Annotated in this window: 19 protein-coding genes and 1 tRNA gene; 6 read left to right on the top strand and 14 right to left on the bottom strand. The window is 35.9% G+C overall.

Annotated features, from left to right (window positions below; genetic code table 11):
* Positions 1–5: 5 nt before the first annotated feature.
* Complete coding sequence (proS, locus tag ACT3CE_RS00100; protein ID WP_444707730.1) at positions 6–1,481, bottom strand: proline--tRNA ligase; 1,476 nt, start codon at positions 1,479–1,481, stop codon at positions 6–8.
* Positions 1,482–1,582: 101 nt separating this feature from the next.
* Here proS and ACT3CE_RS00105 point away from each other — a divergent pair, with 101 nt between their 5' ends.
* Complete coding sequence (locus ACT3CE_RS00105; RefSeq protein ID WP_444707731.1) at positions 1,583–3,130, top strand: hypothetical protein; 1,548 nt, start codon at positions 1,583–1,585, stop codon at positions 3,128–3,130.
* 129 nt (positions 3,131–3,259) lie between these two features.
* Positions 3,260–4,747 carry an OmpP1/FadL family transporter gene (locus ACT3CE_RS00110; protein ID WP_444707732.1) on the top strand — a complete coding sequence of 496 codons (1,488 nt, stop codon included), beginning with the start codon at positions 3,260–3,262 and terminating at the stop codon, positions 4,745–4,747.
* A gap of 120 nt (positions 4,748–4,867) precedes the next feature.
* Here the strand turns inward: ACT3CE_RS00110 and cysN are convergent, their stop codons facing one another.
* The 10 genes from cysN to ACT3CE_RS00160 form a co-directional block, all read right to left on the bottom strand.
* Complete coding sequence (gene cysN, locus ACT3CE_RS00115; RefSeq protein WP_444707733.1) at positions 4,868–6,139, bottom strand: sulfate adenylyltransferase subunit CysN; 1,272 nt, start codon at positions 6,137–6,139, stop codon at positions 4,868–4,870.
* A gap of 107 nt (positions 6,140–6,246) precedes the next feature.
* Complete coding sequence (gene cysD, locus ACT3CE_RS00120; protein ID WP_320118677.1) at positions 6,247–7,152, bottom strand: sulfate adenylyltransferase subunit CysD; 906 nt, start codon at positions 7,150–7,152, stop codon at positions 6,247–6,249.
* 62 nt (positions 7,153–7,214) lie between these two features.
* The gene (gene cysC / locus ACT3CE_RS00125) at positions 7,215–7,823 is read right to left on the bottom strand and encodes an adenylyl-sulfate kinase (RefSeq protein ID WP_444707734.1); all 609 of its coding nucleotides are present in this window, start codon (positions 7,821–7,823) and stop codon (positions 7,215–7,217) included.
* Positions 7,824–7,996: 173 nt separating this feature from the next.
* Positions 7,997–8,833 carry an enoyl-ACP reductase FabI gene (locus tag ACT3CE_RS00130; protein WP_444707735.1) on the bottom strand — a complete coding sequence of 279 codons (837 nt, stop codon included), beginning with the start codon at positions 8,831–8,833 and terminating at the stop codon, positions 7,997–7,999.
* A gap of 118 nt (positions 8,834–8,951) precedes the next feature.
* Positions 8,952–10,607, bottom strand: a complete 1,656-nt coding sequence (gene recN / locus ACT3CE_RS00135; RefSeq protein ID WP_444707736.1) for a DNA repair protein RecN — start codon at positions 10,605–10,607, stop codon at positions 8,952–8,954.
* Positions 10,608–10,677: 70 nt separating this feature from the next.
* Complete coding sequence (gene porD / locus ACT3CE_RS00140) at positions 10,678–11,574, bottom strand: type IX secretion system protein PorD (protein WP_444707737.1); 897 nt, start codon at positions 11,572–11,574, stop codon at positions 10,678–10,680.
* Positions 11,575–11,632: 58 nt separating this feature from the next.
* Positions 11,633–12,283, bottom strand: coding sequence for a phosphopantothenoylcysteine decarboxylase domain-containing protein (locus ACT3CE_RS00145; RefSeq protein ID WP_444708531.1), 651 nt, complete (start codon positions 12,281–12,283; stop codon positions 11,633–11,635).
* Positions 12,280–12,837: a flavoprotein gene (locus ACT3CE_RS00150; RefSeq protein WP_444707738.1), complete on the bottom strand. Its 558-nt coding sequence runs from the start codon at positions 12,835–12,837 to the stop codon at positions 12,280–12,282. The genes ACT3CE_RS00145 and ACT3CE_RS00150 overlap by 4 nt, the downstream gene beginning before the upstream one ends.
* Before the next feature lie 63 nt (positions 12,838–12,900).
* Positions 12,901–13,236: a DNA-directed RNA polymerase subunit omega gene (locus ACT3CE_RS00155; RefSeq protein WP_444707739.1), complete on the bottom strand. Its 336-nt coding sequence runs from the start codon at positions 13,234–13,236 to the stop codon at positions 12,901–12,903.
* Positions 13,237–13,259: 23 nt separating this feature from the next.
* On the bottom strand, positions 13,260–14,063 hold the full coding sequence (locus ACT3CE_RS00160; RefSeq protein WP_444707740.1) for an outer membrane protein assembly factor BamD: 804 nt from the start codon (positions 14,061–14,063) through the stop codon (positions 13,260–13,262).
* A gap of 166 nt (positions 14,064–14,229) precedes the next feature.
* Between ACT3CE_RS00160 and ACT3CE_RS00165 the strand changes: the two genes are divergently transcribed.
* Positions 14,230–15,480 (top strand): aminotransferase class I/II-fold pyridoxal phosphate-dependent enzyme, encoded by a 1,251-nt coding sequence (locus tag ACT3CE_RS00165; RefSeq protein ID WP_444707741.1) that lies wholly within the window; start codon positions 14,230–14,232, stop codon positions 15,478–15,480.
* Between the two features lie 135 nt (positions 15,481–15,615).
* Here ACT3CE_RS00165 and trxB read toward each other — a convergent pair whose 3' ends face one another.
* Positions 15,616–16,608, bottom strand: coding sequence for a thioredoxin-disulfide reductase (trxB, locus tag ACT3CE_RS00170; protein ID WP_444707742.1), 993 nt, complete (start codon positions 16,606–16,608; stop codon positions 15,616–15,618).
* A 179-nt stretch (positions 16,609–16,787) separates the two neighbouring features.
* Here trxB and ACT3CE_RS00175 point away from each other — a divergent pair.
* Positions 16,788–16,863, top strand: a tRNA-Pro gene (locus tag ACT3CE_RS00175).
* 240 nt (positions 16,864–17,103) lie between these two features.
* Here the strand turns inward: ACT3CE_RS00175 and ACT3CE_RS00180 are convergent.
* A complete protein-coding gene (locus ACT3CE_RS00180; protein ID WP_444707743.1) occupies positions 17,104–17,727 on the bottom strand; it encodes a DUF6266 family protein in 624 nt (207 codons plus the stop codon).
* A 64-nt stretch (positions 17,728–17,791) separates the two neighbouring features.
* On the bottom strand, positions 17,792–18,028 hold the full coding sequence (locus tag ACT3CE_RS00185; RefSeq protein WP_444707744.1) for a hypothetical protein: 237 nt from the start codon (positions 18,026–18,028) through the stop codon (positions 17,792–17,794).
* Positions 18,029–18,146: 118 nt separating this feature from the next.
* On the opposite strand from ACT3CE_RS00185, the gene ACT3CE_RS00190 reads away from it, so the two are divergent.
* Positions 18,147–18,596, top strand: a complete 450-nt coding sequence (locus ACT3CE_RS00190; protein ID WP_444707745.1) for a DUF5675 family protein — start codon at positions 18,147–18,149, stop codon at positions 18,594–18,596.
* A 53-nt stretch (positions 18,597–18,649) separates the two neighbouring features.
* Complete coding sequence (locus tag ACT3CE_RS00195) at positions 18,650–18,868, top strand: hypothetical protein (RefSeq protein WP_444707746.1); 219 nt, start codon at positions 18,650–18,652, stop codon at positions 18,866–18,868.
* Positions 18,869–19,786: the final 918 nt, after the last annotated feature.

Below are 19,786 nucleotides of genomic sequence, written 5' to 3' on the forward strand. Positions count from 1 at the left end.
CCTGACTAGTAAGACTTGGCAAAAACAACTCTTCTTTTAGAAGGTTTTCCTGTAATCATACACACACCTTCTTCCTCTTCGGCATCGAAAGGAATACAACGAATAGTTGCTTTTGTTTCCGATTGAATTTTCTCTTCTGTTTCTGGAGTACCATCCCAATGTGCCAAAAAGAAGCCTGTTTTAGTTTCCAAAAGCTCTTTAAATTCATCGTAAGAATCAACTTTAGTTGTTTTTTCTGCTCTAAAATCTAAAGCTTTCTGGAAAATATTATTCTGAATCTCTTCTAATAATTTCTCTATTACTTCTTCAACACCATCAATAGGTAAAGTTTCTTTGCTTAAAGTATCGCGGCGAGCCAATTCAATGGTTCCGTTTTCTAAATCACGGTTTCCAATTGCCAAACGAACAGGTACACCTTTAAGTTCATACTCAGCAAATTTCCATCCTGGCTTACGATTATCACTGTCATCAAATTTAACAGAGATGCCCATTGTTTTCAATTTGGCAACAATAGGATCAATCGCTGCTGTAATTTTTGCTAATTCTTCCTCTTTACGATAAATTGGTACTATTACAACCTGTATTGGCGCTAATTTTGGAGGTAAAACCAAACCTTTATCATCGGAATGAGCCATAATTAATGCTCCCATCAAACGAGTTGAAACTCCCCATGAAGTTGCCCAAACATAATCTTCTTTACCCTCTTTATTGGCAAATTTCACATCGAAAGCTTTAGCAAAATTCTGTCCCAAAAAATGAGAAGTACCTGCCTGAAGAGCTTTACCATCCTGCATTAAAGCTTCAATACAATAAGTATCTAAAGCACCTGCAAAACGTTCCGATTCAGTTTTGTGTCCCTTTAATACCGGAACTCCCATGTATTGTTCAGCAAAATCACCATAAATATCTATCATTTGCTTGGTTTCAACCAATGCTTCTTCTTTAGTAGCATGAGCAGTATGTCCTTCCTGCCATAAAAATTCGGCTGTTCTTAAAAACAAACGAGTACGCATTTCCCAGCGCATAACATTTGCCCACTGATTACAAAGAATAGGAAGATCACGATAAGACTGAATCCAATTTTTATATGTATTCCATATAATAGTCTCAGAAGTTGGACGAATAATTAATTCTTCTTCCAATTTAGCTTCCGGATCAACAACAACACCTTTTCCGTTAGGATCATTTTTTAAACGGTAATGAGTTACTACTGCACATTCCTTCGCAAATCCCTCTACGTGATCTGCCTCCTTACTCAAAAATGATTTTGGTATTAATAGTGGAAAATATGCATTTTGATGACCAGTATCCTTGAACATTTTATCAAGTTGTGCCTGTATCTTTTCCCAAATGGCATAACCATAAGGTTTAATAATCATACATCCTCTTACTGCAGAATTCTCTGCTAAATCTGCTTTGATAACCAGATCGTTATACCATTGCGAATAATTTTCGCTTCTGCTCGTTAAAACTTTTGCCATTCGATATAGTTTTGGTATAGTATTTGCTACTTTTAGGCTGAATAAAATTCATTACAAAAGTATAAAATTATCTTAGATATTCATTAATTGGAGGACAAGCTATGAAAGCCTATTTCAAAATTCTATTAATTACAGCCCTGTTTGCAACAGGATGTTCGCCTTCGTATATGGGAGCTTCCCTTTATGAGGACGATATTTACTTTAATCCCAACGAAGCACCAATGATTGTACAAAAAGCAGAATCGCATAAGGTTATTGTAACGAAAAATGATCCCACTCCTGCTATCTCAACACAAACTCAATCAAAAACCAATCCAAAAATCAGTACCAAAACTACTGAGGATAGAAGTTTTGAGGAAATTCAGGAACAATACACAGCAATATTAGCAGATGATTCTGTTGGTAGTATCGATACTCTTATTTATGAAAATGAAGATTCAGGTTACTATCTTGGAGGATTTTCGGGTTCTGATTACGATCAGGAAGAAGCTGAAAGGCTTAGAGACATGTACCCACAAGGTTTTGGATACTACGATAATAGTGGCTACAATCTGGCAATGTGGCTTGCCGGAGATTCGGACTGGAACGTTTATGTTGATGGCGATAATGTTTGGTGGACTCCTAGCTGGACAAACTACAGACACTATAATTCGTACAGTTACTCTCCAATGAGATATGGAAACTACTATGCTTATAGCTATCCATACGGATACTCAAGCTGGGGTATTGGTTTTGGCCTAGACTCGTGGTATTGGGATATGAATTTTGGCTGGGGAGGTCATTACCCATATAATTACTCTTACTATCACAACCCTTATGGGCCTTATTATGGATATTATAGTCATCAAGGATACTACGGACATGGACACCATAACAGCGGTTATTACAGCAACAGATATTATGGACGAAGAACAACAACTGGATCGAACGTAGGTACTTCATCGTATTATACGAACCGCAGTGTTAATGGCTCTGCAACAAGAACCGTCAATGCAAGTAGAACTGCAAACGCAACAACTACCAGAAATGCAAATGAAGTTAATTCAAGACGTTCGACGACAAAATCTTCAACTGCTGACATTAGAAGAACAAGAGCTGCTTCACGCTACAGTTCAGCAACAAGAAGCTCATATAGAAGTGGAAATGATGTAAGAAATAATTCAACTCGAAGAACTGTTGATGGAACTAACTCTACCAGAAGTAGTGTAAATAGAACAAGTACATCTGCTAGAACCAGATATGGAACTCAAAACAGAAGTACCAATACTAGATCAAGCTACACAAATACAAGAAGAACTAGTTCTCCCAGTTACAACAAAACAAGAAGTGCAACAAGACCAAGCTATAATTCTTCGAACAGTTCAAGAAGCTCAAGAAGTTCTGGATTTTCTAAAGGATCAACTACAAGGTCTTCCTACTCTAAAGTCAGAAGCAGTTCTTCCAAGTCGAAACCTGTCTACCGTTCCAGATCTTCAAGTTCTAGTTCGCGATTCAAGAGTAGTTCTTCCAGATCAAGCGGAAGTTCATATAAACCTTCAGTTCGCAGCTCAAGATCATCAAGTAGCTCAGTAAGATCTTCAAGTAGCAGCTCAAGATCTTCGGGAAGTAGCAGTAGATCTTCAAGCGGATCAACTACAAGAAGAAGATAAGAAATAATAAAAAGGGAATAGCTCCTCCAATATTCCCTTTTTTAATTTAAAATTATAGACAATTACGGAACACTAATCTGAGATTATTACAGACAAAGTTCTCTACTACTATCATAAAAATCTAACAATATGAAACGAATATATATTTTCATCTCACTACTGCTTATTTCGGGAATTACATTTTCTCAAACTGCAGATGACGCATTGCTTTATTCAAAACAATACTATAACGGTACTGCCAGATCTACAGCAATGGGTGGAGCCTTTGGTGCTTTAGGTGGTGATTTTACCGCAATTGCAATTAATCCTGCTGGTGTTGCCGTTTATCAAAGTTCCGAATTTACATTTACCCCTGAGTTTAGTTTTAACGATACGAAAAGTTTCAACATGGATGCTAAAACTACACTGAATGATGACAAATATTCATTTGGTATTTCAAATGTTGGCTTTGTTTCTGCAAACAAACAAAGGCTAAACAGTGGCTCATTAAAGAATTTCAATTTTGCCATTGGATATAACAAATTGAATAATTTTAGAAAAACAGCAATGTCTAGCGCCCCGAGTGCTCCATCATCATTATTAGATGTAATGGTTGCCAATTCTAACGGAAAAAGTCCAAATTCTCTTAATTCATTTAGAGAATATATGGCTTATGAAACATATCTAATTGATGTAATTGAAGATACAGATAATGAATATGAAGCCATCACTGGTGAAACGTTGAATCAGGCACAAACTATTGATGAAAAAGGATACTCTAGTGAGCTTTTGCTTTCGTTAGGAGCTAACTTCGATCATAAATTCTACATTGGTGCTTCTTTAGGTATTCAATCTTTATATTACAAATCAAGGAAAATATTTTCTGAGGAGATTCAAGCTGGTAGCGATTCTGATTTTAATGATTACTCGTTTGAAGAATCTTTTAAATCAACAGGAGTTGGTGCAAATTTCAAATTAGGTATCATTTACAAACCAACTCAAACTGTTCGTTTAGGAGCTTCTATTCATACTCCAACTTTTTATTCTATAGATGAAGAATATCACAGCTCAATGGTTTCTCACTTTAATACTTCTGATGAAAATGGTTATTCAAATTATGCTATAAAATCTCCTGAAGGTGAATATGGATACAAATTTCGTACTCCAATGCGTGTTAATCTAAGTGGTGCACTTGTTGTAAACAAGAGACTGATTCTTAGCGTTGATTACGAAATGCTAGATTATTCGAAAGCTAAATTCTCTGATGGTGATGATGGTGATGACTTCAACGGAAGTGTAGATAATCCTGATACAAATGATATCATTAAAAGTGCATATCAAAACACAGGAAATCTAAGAGCAGGATTAGAATTTCGTGCCACTCCTACATTAAGTGTTCGTGCTGGATATGCAAAAATGGGAAATGCTTTTGATATTTCCGAACTTGATGATTCCTTTGATATTTACTCTGGTGGTTTTGGATTTAAGCAGAACAACTTCTTCTTTGATTTAGCATATAGTTATACAGATAGAGAAAGACAATTCTATTACTACTCTACTCCAGATATCGTTTCTGATAAAATTCAGGAAAACAACAAAAATCATCAATTAAGAATGACATTTGGGTTTAAGTTTTAATATTAAACAAATACATAACTACTACAATGTGAGGGTGGCTTTTTAGTCACCTTTTTTTTGTGCATAAAAAAAGCTGATACCTAAAAAGATATCAGCTTATTATATATGAATTTTGATTTTTTACAAAATCATTCCTGCTGCTACAGTTTCATTAGTACCTTCATCAATTAAGATAAAACTGCCAGTAATTCTGTTCTTTTTATATGAATCAACAAATAATGGTTTTGCCGATTTAAAAGAAATACAAGCAATATCGTTTAAGCCAACTTGTTTGTCGTCTGTAACCTCTTCTAAAGTATTTACATTTACTTTAAATTTAACATCACGAATCATGCAACGAGCTTCGTTAGAAGTATGCTTAATCGTATATTTTCCTCTAGGCATCATAGCCTTTTCGTTCATCCAACATACCATTGCCTCAATTTCCTGCTCTACTCTTGGAGGTTTCGCTGCCGATACAATCATATCGCCTCTCGAAGTATCAATATCTTCGCTTAAATTTAGGGTTACTGATTGAGGAGGAAAAGCCACGTCGACATCGCCGTCGAAAGTATAAATAGACTTTATGGTGGTTTCTATTCCTGAAGGTAATACTTTTACTTTATCGCCTGGATGAAAAACTCCACTAGCAACTCTACCAGCATATCCCCGGTAATCATGATATTCATCAGACTGAGGTCGGATAACATACTGCACTGGAAATCTTGCATCATCATGATTTCTATCATCAACAATTTCTATTGTCTCAAGCAAGTTCAAGAGAGTTTCTCCCTTGTACCAATCCATATTGGTAGATGGATCTACTACATTATCACCATATTTTGCAGAAATAGGAATAAAACGAACATCAGGGATGTTTAATTTCTCAGCTACCTTGATATAGTCTTCTTTTATTTTATTGTAGGTCTCTTCAGAATGATCCACCAAATCCATTTTATTGATACAAACAATAGTATGTGGAATTTGTAGTAGATTTGCAATATAGGAATGACGAAGAGTTTGTTCAATTACTCCATTACGTGCATCAACCAAAATCAATGCTGCATTTGCTGTTGATGCGCCGGTTACCATATTTCTGGTGTACTGAATATGTCCTGGAGTATCAGCAATAATAAACTTACGCTTAGGAGTTGCAAAATATCGGTAGGCTACGTCAATCGTAATTCCCTGTTCGCGTTCGGCTCTTAATCCGTCGGTTAGTAAGGCTAAATCTACTTCTTCGTCGCCTCTTTTTTGGCTACTAATTTCGATAGCTTCCATTTGATCTTCGAAAATGGCTTTACTATCATATAATAATCTTCCGATAAGAGTACTTTTACCATCGTCAACACTACCAGCAGTGGTGAATCGCAAAAGTTCCATATCTAAATATCCTAATGTTTTCTCTGACATTTTTTTTAGCTTTTTGCTATTAGCGGTTAGCCATTAGCTATAAGTTTTATTGTTTAGAAGTGGTAATTTTTCAACCCCTTATATATAAATTCCTTTAAGCTTTTAGCTTAAAAATATCCTTCTTTTTTTCGATCTTCCATTGCTGCCTCGGAGCGTTTATCGTCATGACGAGTACCACGTTCTGTAGTCCTAGTTGCAGCAACCTCTTCGATAATATCCTCAAGAGTATGTGCTTGTGATTCAACAGCACCAGTACAAGTAGCATCGCCAATTGTTCTAAAACGAACAATTCGTTTTTCTACCTTCTCGGTATCTCGCATCGGAATAAAATCTGACACTGACAATAAGTTTCCATGACGTACAAAAACTTCGCGTTCATGAGAGAAATAAATATTAGGAATTTTAATATTTTCAAGATAGATATATTGCCAAACATCCATCTCAGTCCAGTTTGAAATAGGAAAAACTCTAAAATGCTCTCCCATATTCTTTTTACCATTAAAAAGATTCCAAAGCTCTGGTCTCTGATTTTTAGGATCCCACTGACCGAACTCATCGCGGTGAGAGAAGAAACGTTCTTTAGCTCGAGCTTTCTCTTCGTCGCGGCGGCCACCACCCATTGCACAATCGACTTGCAATTCTTCAAGTCCGTCGAGTAAGGTTACCGTTTGTAATTTGTTTCGACTAGCATCAAAACCAGTTTCTTCGATCGCTTTTCCCTGGTCGATAGAATCCTGTACATAACGAACAATAATACGAGTTCCGGTTTCTTTCATCAACTCATCGCGAAATTGTATTGTTTCAGGAAAGTTATGGCCGGTATCTACATGCATTAATGCAAATGGCACTTTTGCAGGGGCAAAAGCTTTTCTTGCCAAATGAAACATTATAATGGAATCTTTTCCACCCGAAAATAACATCACAGGATTCTCAAATTGAGCTGCTACTTCGCGAATTACGAAAATGGATTCCGCTTCAAGTTCTCTTAAATGATTAATATTGTATTCCTTCATTCGAAAATAATTTATTTACTTCTCTACGGGCTATTTGCATTGTTTTAAGCCCAATTAATTGTTTATTCGCGCGTTAGCTGAGGTAAAATTGCATTTACAACTTTTTCTACCGATTCCTCTGCTGTCATATCAGAGGTTTTGATTTCTAAAAAAGGATTTTCCGGAGCTTCAAAAGGAGCATCTAAACCAGTAAAATTCTTTATTTCGCCATTGCGCGCTTTCTTATACAATCCTTTTACATCTCGTTCTTCGCATACTTTAAAAGATGCGTTCACATAAATTTCTAAAAAATCGTCTTCACCAATTATCTCTTTAGCGATTTTACGAATATTGATCGTAGGACTAACAAAACAGTTAATTGTAACAATACCACAATTTAAAAACAGCTTCGAAACTTCGGCTATTCTTCTGATATTTTCGCTGCGATCTTCTTCAGAAAAACCCAGGTTTTTATTTATTCCTGTACGAATATTATCTCCATCCAGAATTTGAGTGAGAATACCTCTTTTTTGAAGTTCTTTTTCGACACCAATTGCAATGGTTGTTTTTCCAGAACCAGAAAGTCCTGTCATCCAAATAACCCTTGATGATTGATTTAGAAACTTCTGTTTTTCGTCTCTACCTAATATCCTGTCGAATACAGGATGAATATTTGTTGCTTTTGTGGTCATCAACAATACTGTTTATATCTGTAAAACTTCTATTAAGTTTTAGAAAATTATGGGCAAATGTACATATTATCACTAGATTTTAAAAATCTATTCCTTTTATAAAGTTTAAGTTTTTGAGTAAAAAAAAATCCAAGTTTAAAAACCTGGATTTTAAGATTAGTATTTAAAATATTTTATTCGTCATCATTGGTCTTAAAACTCTTATTATATTGACTCATTGCTCTAAAGCTCATTCCCATACTCGAAAAACCACCATCGTGAAATAAGTTTTGCATGGTCACTTTTTTAGTTAAATCGGAGAACAGAGTGATACAAAAATTAGCGCATTCCTGAGCATCGGCATTTCCAAGAGGAGACATTCTCTCTGAAAAATCGATTAAGGAATCGAATCCTTTTACTCCACTACCTGCTGTTGTCATTGTAGGCGACTGAGAAATGGTATTTACACGCACACGTTTTTCGCGACCATAAATATATCCAAAACTACGAGCTATAGATTCTAACATGGCTTTTGCATCGGCCATATCGTTGTATTCATACATTGTTCTTTGCGCTGCTGCATACGATAATGCCACTACAGAACCCCATTCGTTAATGGCATCTAGTTTTTTTGCCGCTTGCAAAACTTTATGGAATGATGTTGCTGAAACATCTAAGGTTTTTTTAAGATATTCGTAATTTAAATCATCGTAAGGATTTCCTTTACGAACATTAGGAGACATACCAATTGAGTGCAATACGAAATCAACTTTTCCACCTAAAGCTTCCATCGATTTAGTAAAAAGCTCTTCAAGATCTTTCGGGTTAGTCGCATCGGCAGCAATTACCTGAGCATTGCATTTTTTTGCCAATTCGTCAATTGTTCCCATACGAATTGAAACAGGAGTATTGGTTAAGACAATTTCGGCACCTTCTTCAACAGCCAATTCTGCAACTTTCCATGCAATTGACATTTCGTTTAATGCTCCGAATATAATTCCCTTTTTTCCTTTTAATAAATTATATGACATAAGTTGAATTTTTCAATTTTTCAGGCTGTAAAGATAACCAATTAATTTCATAAGCATTCTAAACAAATCCGTTAATTAAGACTGAATAAATTCTTTAATTAATATTCAAAACGATTACTTAACTATCTAATAGCACTTTAGCATTTTCAAGTGCTGCCTTTGTTAGATCTGCTCCACTAAGCATTTTGGCTAGCTCTTCGAGTCTGCTTTGTTTATCGAGAAGCACAATATTTGAGTAAGTTTCGTGTTCATCGTCTGCCTTATAAACTTTGTAGTGATATTTTCCTTTTCCGGCGATCTGAGGCAGGTGAGTAATGCTTATTACTTGAATATTTTCAGCCATCTGGGTCATCATAGCACCCATTTTATCGGCTATTTCACCAGAAACTCCAGTATCTATTTCATCGAAAACAATAGAAGGCAAAGCTGTAGAGGATGAGATTAAATACTTGATACTCAGCATTAATCGAGACAACTCACCACCTGAAGCAACGCGTTGTACTTCTTCTAAATTTCCATTCTTATTGGCACTAAACAAAAAGCTAAGTTTATCGGCCCCTAAATACTGAAAATCTTCGCTATTTAAAATCTGAACTTTAAAATTTGCATTTGCTATACCCAATTGTACCAATTGATTTACAATTGTTTTTTCGATATTAGGAATCGCTTTTTTCCTAGTATTAGTAAGGCTTACAGCTGCTTTTTCTAATTTTATTTTTTGCTTTTCCAATTGATTCTTCAGATCTTCAATTAAATCATCACCCGATTCAATTTTACTCACTTTTGACTCTAATTCTGTACGAATCTTAATTAAATCGTTAACAGAATCGACTCTGTGCTTTTGTTGTAAAGAGTAAATCGCATCCAAACGTTGATTTAAATAATCTATTCTAGCGGCATCGAATTCTATATTTTCATTTGCCCGATCGATCTCCTGAGCAAGATCCTGAAGTTCGATATATGAACTCTCTAGTCTTTCAAAATAATCGTCAGCATCGGGAAATACAGTTTGAATTTGGCTCAAACAAGTTCGCGCATCTCTTAATTGTGAAATAACTGAAGAATCTCCTTCGTACAAATGCCCGAGAGTAGTAAATAGTCCGGATTTAATTTCTTCAGCATGACTAAGCGTTTCCAACTCATTCTCCATTTCTTTCTGCTCATTTTCGACCAGGTTAGCTTCGTTTAACTGCTCTAACTGAAACTGAAAATAATCCAAATCAGCCTTCTCTTTTTCAGCAATTTCAACCTGTTTTCTTAATTCCTGTTTAAGAATCTGAAACTTATTGTAATGTTTCTGATATTTTAACAGGATATCAGCATTTTTTGCATAAGTATCGACTATTCCAACCTGATATTCAAAGCTTCCTAAAATCAAATTCTGATTCTGACTATGAATATCAACCAAACGTAAGCCTAATTCTTTTAAGGTTTTTAAATTTACTGGCGAATCGTTAACAAAAGCGCGGGTTTTACCATTGGGTAATATTTCCCGACGCAACAAAGTCTCCTCTTCGTAGTCGAGTTCAAAATCAGCAAAAAAAGTTTCCAGTTTATATTTTGAAATGGAAAAAGAACATTCTATAATACATTTTTTATTCCTATCCTTTAGCACATGTCCTTCGGCTCTTTGCCCTAGCACTAAAGATAAAGCTCCAAGTAAAATCGACTTACCCGATCCGGTTTCTCCTGTTATTACAGAAAAACCATCACAAAAATCTATTTCCAATTGGTTTATCAATGCATAATTTTGAATGGATATTGACTGAAGCATAAAATTTAAAATGAAGAATTATTATCGATAAAAATTAAGAATCAAAAAATACACCTGAAAAGGCATTTTTTTATTGACCTATAATTTTATTGTACTTTTTAATATTAGCCGGATCGATTTCACTTAGGATATTGTAAACTCGTTTTTTTTCGTCGTTAAACGACTCGGTAAATATATTTACGATTTCATCTGCTTTAGCATCGAAAAAAATCTGTAAAATAAAAGCCCCAGGTTTAGCTCTGTATGCTTTTTGCAATAGTTTCATACTATCTGCAATTTCGGCTCTCGATTCTGTTAAATGATCAGACATGCGATCTAATCCCAACCTATGATAACGATACAAGCACTCACGAACCGGACTGTAGGAATTATTCAATAAATTCTCAATCAGCCAATATCTGTTATCTCTACTTTCATAGGCTTTCCATCCTGTAACATTAGAGTTTTGCATTTTATTAACAATAGCTTCTGCTTTTGAGTAATAAGGAGCTCCTCCGTCCATTGCAAAAGTATCATAATCAAGACCTAGAATCAGATTTGCATAAAATGCCAGTAATCCGGTTAGGTTAGTAGGAGTAACGGTTTCATTAAAATCAATAGACTGATACTCTACATATTTAAATTGAACATCGTCATCCTTAAAGTTTAGTAAGACCGTATTGTAAGATGAATTAAAAACCGGACGACTTGCCTGAACCTGCAAACTACCTTTAAATTCGTCTGCAGAAATTTGTTCGGTAAGATTAAATAAAAAAGTACATTCTATTCTCTCATCATAACTATAAACATGGTTAGTCCATCTTCTGGAGTTCATAAACTCATTCACTGCCGTCTGCATGGTTCTAAAAACCTGTTTATTGGTTCCTTGTATTTTCTGACTTACAATTTGAATATTACATCTTAACTCTTGAGAAAACGAAGGAAAAGACAACAAACAAGTCAGGAGAAGAATAAAAAGTTTACGCATAGTTATTTTTCAAAAGATTACTGCTAAAGTTATAAATTTAAACGAAACAGTCGAATTATTATTTCTCACAAAAATCAATTAATTCGTTTACAATATCTTTTGCGACCTCTGATTTTTGTTTCAGTTCAAATTCTTTTGGCGCAGCATTAGAGCTAATTATTGATATTTTATTGGTATCGTGCTGAAAACCTGCCCCTTTATCATTTAAAGAGTTTAATACAATAAAATCAAGATTCTTTTTTTTCAATTTTAAATTGGCATTAAACTCTTCATCGTTTGTTTCGAGAGCAAAACCAACTAAAAATTGACTAGCGGTTTTTAGTTTGCCTAAAGAAGCTGCAATATCTTTTGTAGGAGTTAATTCGATTGAATAATTCTCTTTGCCCCTTTTTACTTTTTTATCCACAGGATTTTGAGGTGTAAAATCGGCAACTGCTGCGGTCATAATTCCTCCATCGCATTTCGAAAAGTTTTGAATCGAAGCATCGTACATTTCTTTGGCAGTAACAACATCTACCTTTTCGATATTTGGATGATTTATTTTTAGAGCTGTGGGCCCACTTATTAAAACAACACTAGCTCCTTTATTGGCTAGCTCCTCGGCTATGGCATATCCCATTTTTCCAGATGAAAAATTACCTATAAACCTTACCGGATCAATTTTTTCGTAAGTAGGACCTGCAGTAATTAATATCTTTTTGTTAGTCAGCTTTTTTTTTTAGTCTCAAAAAAATCGACTAATTTCCTAACAATAACTTCTGGCTCTTCCATTCTACCTTTTCCATATAAACCACTTGCTAATTCTCCACTCGATGGTTCAATAAAAATATCGCCATAAGATCTTAGTATTTCCATATTACGAAGAGTTGCCGGATGCTTAAACATATCCAAATCCATGGCTGGAGTATGAATTACCGGGCATTTTGCCGATAGGTAAGTTGTTAAGAGCAGGTTATCACAAATTCCGTGAGCCATTTTGGCCATTGTATTTGCAGTAGTAGGAGCAATTAATAAAACATCGGCCCATAGTCCAAGGTCTACATGACTATTCCAGGCTCCATCATCATGTTTAAAAAAATCGCAAAGAACCGTATTTTTTGATAATGTTGCCATTGTTACTGGCGAAATAAATTCTTTCCCGTAAGGTGTCATTATCACTTTTACAGTTGCACCTTCTTTTACCAATAAACGAACCAGTGTGGCCGCTTTATATGCTGCAATACTTGCAGTAACTCCAAGTAGAATATTCTTACCTTTTAACATAAACTTTCATTAAAATAAAAAAGGTTCCCTAATAAGAAAGGGAACCTGCTAATTATCTAATAATTACTCCTCTGTTTTAGTCTCTTTCGCAGGATTTCTGTAATAGATATCTCCATTGATAAACTCCTCAACTGCTATTAAAGTTGGTTTAGGAAGTCTCTCGTAATATTTAGAGATTTCAATCTGCTCACGATTCTCAAAGACCTCTTCTAAGTTGTCTGTATAAGATGCAAATTCCTGCAACTTCTTATTCAGTTCACTTTTCAGCTCAACAGCAATTTGATTTGACCTTTTTGCCATAATCATAACAGATTCATATACATTACCCACATCTTCACTTAGTTCTGTCATGTTACGGGTAATAGTAGAACTTGCTGCATTTGTTTTTTTGTAATCCATACTGTCTAAGAATTAGATCTATTTTAATTATTCGTATTAAACTTACTTAAGTATGATTCTATTTCTTCAATCATCTTTTCAGCACGCTTTAGGTACTTACTTTCAGGGTACTCATCTACAAAAGAATAATACTCTTCTTTTGCATTGTTATATCGTTCACGTTGTTTAGACGGAATACTTTTACTTGCTAACTGAAACTTCGATTCAAAAAGCATAAACATTAAATTTTCTCGATACGAAGATCCTGGATAATCTTTCAGGCCATTTTGTAAGGCTACAATTGCTGAAGGATATTTTTCTCTATCGTAATAGTTACTTGCACTTAAATAAGATTTATAAACCAATTTATCCTGTAACTCATCAATATACTCATTACATTTTGGTATTCTAGTAGAATTCGGATATCTATTAATATATAATTGTAATGCATCGATGGCATTTGTTGTTGGGCTCTGATCCAGACGAGGCTTAGGCGACTCTAAATAATAGCAATATGCACTCATATACAAACTCTCTTCTGAATAGGGACTATCTGGAAATGTTTTCAGAAAATTTCTAAAATAATACCCTGCCGAAATGTAATCTCCTTGTCCGTAGGAACAGTAAGAAATATAATAACTAATTGTTTCAGCTTTACTTGTTCCTCTGTAAATAGGAAGTAAGTCCTCAAAAAGAGTTGCGGCTTTTACATATTGCTCAGCATTATAATACTCCACAGCTTTTTTATACTTAAGGGAATTATCTGTACTTTTTAGCAACTTTTGATAATCACTACAGCCCGTTAAAACAAAGGCAAAAAGCACAAACAGGAAAATTATTTTTCTCATAGGTTCAGCTACTATATTTTTTTGCATTTTGCAAAGATAAAGTTTTCATTCGAATTATTAAATACTTTCTGTTCATATTATACAATTCTTTAATATTTATTGGTTTAATTTTAAAAAAGATTACTTTTGCAAGCATTATAAGAATATAACTCAAAAAGCATAAATCGTGGATATTTTTGACAAAATAAAAACCCAAAAAGGGAATATCGGACAGTACGCAAAACAAGCTCATGGTTATTTTGCTTTTCCTAAGTTGGAAGGTGAAATTAACTCAAGAATGAAATTTCGCGGAAAAGAGGTTTTAACATGGAGTTTAAATAACTATATCGGATTAGCTAATCACCCGGAAGTTAGAAAAGTTGATGCTGAGGCATCTGAGAAATGGGGTTTAGCATATCCAATGGGAGCCCGCATGATGTCGGGACAAACAAGTCTTCATGAAGAATTGGAATCTCAACTAGCTGAATTTGTAGGAAAACCAGATGCTTTCCTTTTAAATTTTGGTTATCAGGGAATGGTATCAATTATTGATGCTATGGTTGGTCGTCATGATGTTATTGTATATGATTCAGAATCACATGCATGTATCATGGATGGTCTTAGACTTCATCCTGGTAAACGTTTTGTGTTCCCACACAACGATATGGATAACCTTAAGAAGGAATTAGGACGTGCTACCAAATGGGTTGAAAAAACTGGTGGTGGTATTCTTGTAATTACTGAAGGTGTATTCGGTATGGCTGGTGACCTTGGTAAATTGGATGAAATCTGTGCAATGAAAGATGATTTCAATTTCCGTTTATTGGTTGACGATGCTCATGGTTTTGGTGTAATGGGAAAAACCGGTGCTGGAACTGTTGAACATTTTGGTGTTGAAGATAAGGTAGATTTACATTTCAGTACATTTGCTAAAGCAATGGCAGGTATTGGTGCTTTTATCGCATGTAGCGAAGAAGTTGGTACTTATTTAAGATATACAATGAGATCTCAGATCTTTGCTAAATCGTTACCAATGCCAATGGTTGAAGGTGCTATTAAGCGACTTGACTTATTAAAAACAGAACCAGGATTACGTGAACAACTTTGGAGCGTTGCTCATTCTCTTCAAAACGGGTTAAAAGATGCTGGATTAAATATTGGTGTAACAGAATCGCCTGTAACTCCTGTTTATTTATCGGGTAGTGTTGCTGAAGGTACTCAGGTTACTATGGATTTAAGAGAAAATTACAATATCTTCTGTTCAATCGTAGTTTACCCTGTAATTCCTAAAGGTCAGTTGTTACTTCGTTTAATTCCTACAGCTACTCACTCTCTAGAAGATGTTGAATATACTGTAAATGCATTTCAGGAAGTATCCAAAAAACTAAAAGAAGGTAAATACAGCAACGAAAAATTTGCTGATATTTTCAATCAGTAATTTAAGCTGAAGATATATTTGAAACGGTATTCTATTGAATACCGTTTTTTTTATAAAAAAATCCCTGCTATAATTTAGCCGGGATATTTGTTTAGATCCTTACTATTCAAAATCTAAATAATCATCTCATTCGCTTTATTCTCTTTCAGCAAGGAATCTCTCTGCATCCATCGCTGCCATACATCCAGAGCCTGCTGAAGTAATCGCCTGGCGGTAATGAGGATCTTTTAAATCTCCCGAAGCAAATACTCCTGGAACATTTGTCTTTGTTGTATCGGGCTCGGTAAGTACATATCCCTGTTCATCGGTATTAACATATTTAGCAAACACCTTAGAATTAGGAGTATGACCAATTGCCACAAAGTATCCATCAATCTTTATATCTACTTCACTCTCATCAGTTTCACCCATTCTTTTAATCAGCTTTGCTCCCTCTACGACTCCATCGCCATACAATTCTTTGGTGTTGTGCTCGAATAAAACTTCAATATTTTCGGTTTTAAACACACGATCCTGCATTGCTTTCGAAGCACGCAAGTAATCTTTACGTACAATTAAATACACTTTATTACATAATCCTGCCAAATAAGTTGCTTCTTCGGCAGCGGTATCTCCACCACCTACAACTGCAACATCTTTACCGCGATAGAAAAATCCATCGCAAGTAGCACAAGCAGAAACTCCCGATCCCATATATTTAGCTTCGGTTGGAAAACCTAAATATTTAGCAGTAGCTCCTGTTGCCAAAATTACAGTTTGAGCTTCGATTTTTTTCTTACCATCAACAATTACTTTGTGCGGATAAGATGAAAAATCTACTTCTGTAACTACACCCCAACGACAATCAGTACCAAAACGTTCTGCCTGCTTTTTTAAGTCTGCCATCATATCAGGACCTGTAACCCCATCAGCATACCCTGGAAAATTATCAACTTCGGTAGTAGTTGTTAACTGTCCTCCAGGTTGTAAACCCTCAATCACCACCGGACTCAAGTTAGCTCTTGCAGCATAAATAGCTGCCGTATAACCTGCTGGCCCCGATCCAACAATTAAACATTTTACTTTTTCTACTTCACCTTCAGGAGATACCGGCGCACTATCCTTCAAATTCATTGACTTAAATTCCATATATCTTTAATAATTGTGTTTCTAAATAAGATTTTGATAAGCAAATCTACAAAATATCTAGATAACTACAAGTGTGTTTATTTATAGAATAAATAGATATTAACATCAATTAAGTCTAATTTGAAGGCAATATTGTTTTGACAATTTATATACATAAACTATATTTGTTGCCTACAAATCGGGGCGTAGCTCAGCCAGGTTTAGAGTACACGTCTGGGGGGCGTGGGGTCGGAAGTTCGAATCTTCTCGCCCCGACTAGTAAAACCAAGGCTTTCAGAAATGAAAGCCTTTTTATTTTTTAAGAAGTTGCAACATGGTTGCAACAATTTTCTCATTTTATCGCTTTAAAACGTACAGTTCAGAACTTATTTTTGGAGCAACAAAATGCAAGATGTTCTTTTTACAAAATAATATTGAATTCATTTTTTACAAAAAAAATAAAAAGCTGCCACGAAATTTTCGCGGCAGCTTACAGAAAAATTTTCTTTCAAAAAATTAGGTCAGCATGATCGTTTCGTGCAAATCAGAAGAAAACTCACTTCCATCTGCAGCTCCAAAATATGCATACACATGTAACATACCCAGTTCAAAAGGCAGAGTCACATCTGCTGTTTCGGCAGAACGCAAAGTTCCGGGATGCAATACCTGCACCTGATCATCTTTCAGAATCAATAAATGCAACTGATCATCAGCCTGGCCAATTCCATTTGCACTTTCATCGCTCCAGGAAACAGTAATGCCGGAACTCACTTCGGCATCATTCACGATACTCAAATTACCCGGCAGAGCCAAAGAACCTACCGAAGCTTTAAAATCTTCGAACTTAGTTAGCCCACCACTTTCATCGAAAGCAGCAAGATTGGTTTTCACAAACAAATTGTAACCGGTTATTTTCCCGGCTGACAGATTCCATACCGGACGAATCAAACTTGCCAATAGCGAGGAGGCCATTTTGACAACAGACTTAAAGCGACTGCGCTGCACCTGTTGTCTCTCGGTATTGGAGGTGTTAGGACCTGGAAGTGATTTAATGTAATTCACTCCTTTCCAACTGGAACCCACAATGGCTCCAACTTTTCCTGAGAATGGGCCCAGGATCCCTTGAGTGTATTTTCCCATGATGTTTAAAATTAGGGGTTAGTAATTAATAGTTATTTAACATAGAATTGAGACAGATACGGACTTAATTCCCAGCAGGTTCAGACCGTTTTTTTCGTCTCTCTTCTCGTCTTTTCCACCTGCGTTTGAGCAGTGCGATAATTACAGTAGAAATTGTTCCTCCTATAAGCGAAACAATAGCTTCCAAACTATCAATGGGCATTGATTGAGCGGCATCTACAACTTCGGGGTGCAATCCAAGCGATTCAGCCATTCCTATAGTGGAAAGAGTTCCTACTGCAAATGAGGTAATGTTCTTCATAATTAAAATTTTAGATTAAACTCTTTACTTCAACCTACGTAGTTAAATGAAAGAATGTTTTTATAACACTCTCATTTACTTCACTATACACTTATCTACTTTGAATTTATTTTTAAATATGGAAAACGAACAAATTTTATGGCTGCGATTAATCCGATCAGGCTATACCGCTCATGCAACACCAGGAAAATTATATGTCGATGGTGCTTTTTTTGGCTACACGCTGGAGGATACTGTCAGGGCCTGGGGAATTAAGGTTGCTGGTCACACAGCTATTCCGGCCTACATCTACAAAGTAAAGATTAACTACAGTCCTCATTTTAAAAGAAGAATGTCTTTGATTTACAATCAGGATGATGGTAGTATTAAAGCAATGGGCCTGATATTTTCGGGCGTTCGTTTTCATGGGGGAAACCGACACAGCGATACTTCGGGATGTATTCTCATTGCCAGGAACCGGATTTCGGAGGAGGTAATCCAGGGCAGTCTGGAAAAACAACTAACTGCACTGCTTGATCAGGCCATAAAATCAGGAAAAGAGGTGGTGCTGGAAATTATCAACAGCTAAGCCTCATCCACAGTTTTTCCTGCTTTCTGATAAACATCCAAACATCATCCGAAATGCGTGGACTTGTCAAGCTTTTTGGTGGATTTTTTATGCCCCTGAAAATTGTTTGGATCAAAAAATCCATCAAAACTTTGTATAAGCTTGACTTGCTGGTACCATTTGGACCTGCAGACGGGAAAAAACTGTTGATATTGGAACGGACAGAGGAAATATCTTTGTTTATCCGGGAGGAGGAAATGCCTGAAAGGAAAACCTTCGAAGGTGAAAAATAAAAAGGTCAAAGGAAAAAGGGATAAGTAAAAAGTGAAAATATGAATGATAGATATTACTGCGATCAATTGGGAATGAATTATAAACCTGCTATTCAATTTAGAAGTATGATCAGTGTAATTTATTTTTGTTTTTAATGCTTGCATTAAAAATGGGTGGTGGTGGGGTTTGTGGTGGTGATAGGTGCTGTGTCATAAGGGGTGCGAGCCGCCCGCGAGTGGAAGGGTGTGACTGGCAAGTAAAACAGGTTGAAAACCTGTGATTGCCTGCCAGCAGTTTTTGGCGGTTTTTTTGAAGCGGTGTTGGGTGTAACCGGGTGAAGGATGGAGTTTGTGGTGTATCTGGATTTTACGCCTAAATTGACTTTGCACAGATATTTGATTTTGTGCTGATAATCCTTGACCCGGGTGCGTAGCGGAAGGGATTTACCCTGGTAGAAAATTTTGCCTGTAAATACACTTTACTTATTACTTCTCTCTCCTTTCCGATTTTAAACCGAGACGATCTATCTGCAGGATGCAAAATTTTACCAGGGGAAAGTACTGAGCGTGGCCGCTCAAAAAAGATGACAAAAACTGATAGCACCCGACCTAGCAGGCGAGCCTTAAGTGAGCAATGAAGGCTTTTTGCCTGGTGGTATTTTTTTCTAATTTGTATGTTTCCTTTCGATTTACTTCTCCCCTTTCTTTAGTCTACTTAAGTGCGAGGTTGAGACCACGAGGCCGGGAAGCCGGGAATTGCTGTGAGTGACGAGTGGTTGCAGCGCAAAAATTGTGACAGGGTTGCGGGCTTTCCTGCAATTAGCTTAAACATTTTATTGCCTTAACTCTCCCTACAATACTATAATTGACTGGAGATATAGCAATTTTGTGACAAATGCCTTTTGCCCATGAAGACCCTTTACTAGAAGAAGGACTGCC

It is taken from the genome of Marinifilum sp. RC60d5, assembly GCF_052400665.1.
Lineage (GTDB): Bacteria > Bacteroidota > Bacteroidia > Bacteroidales > Marinifilaceae > JBQTGK01.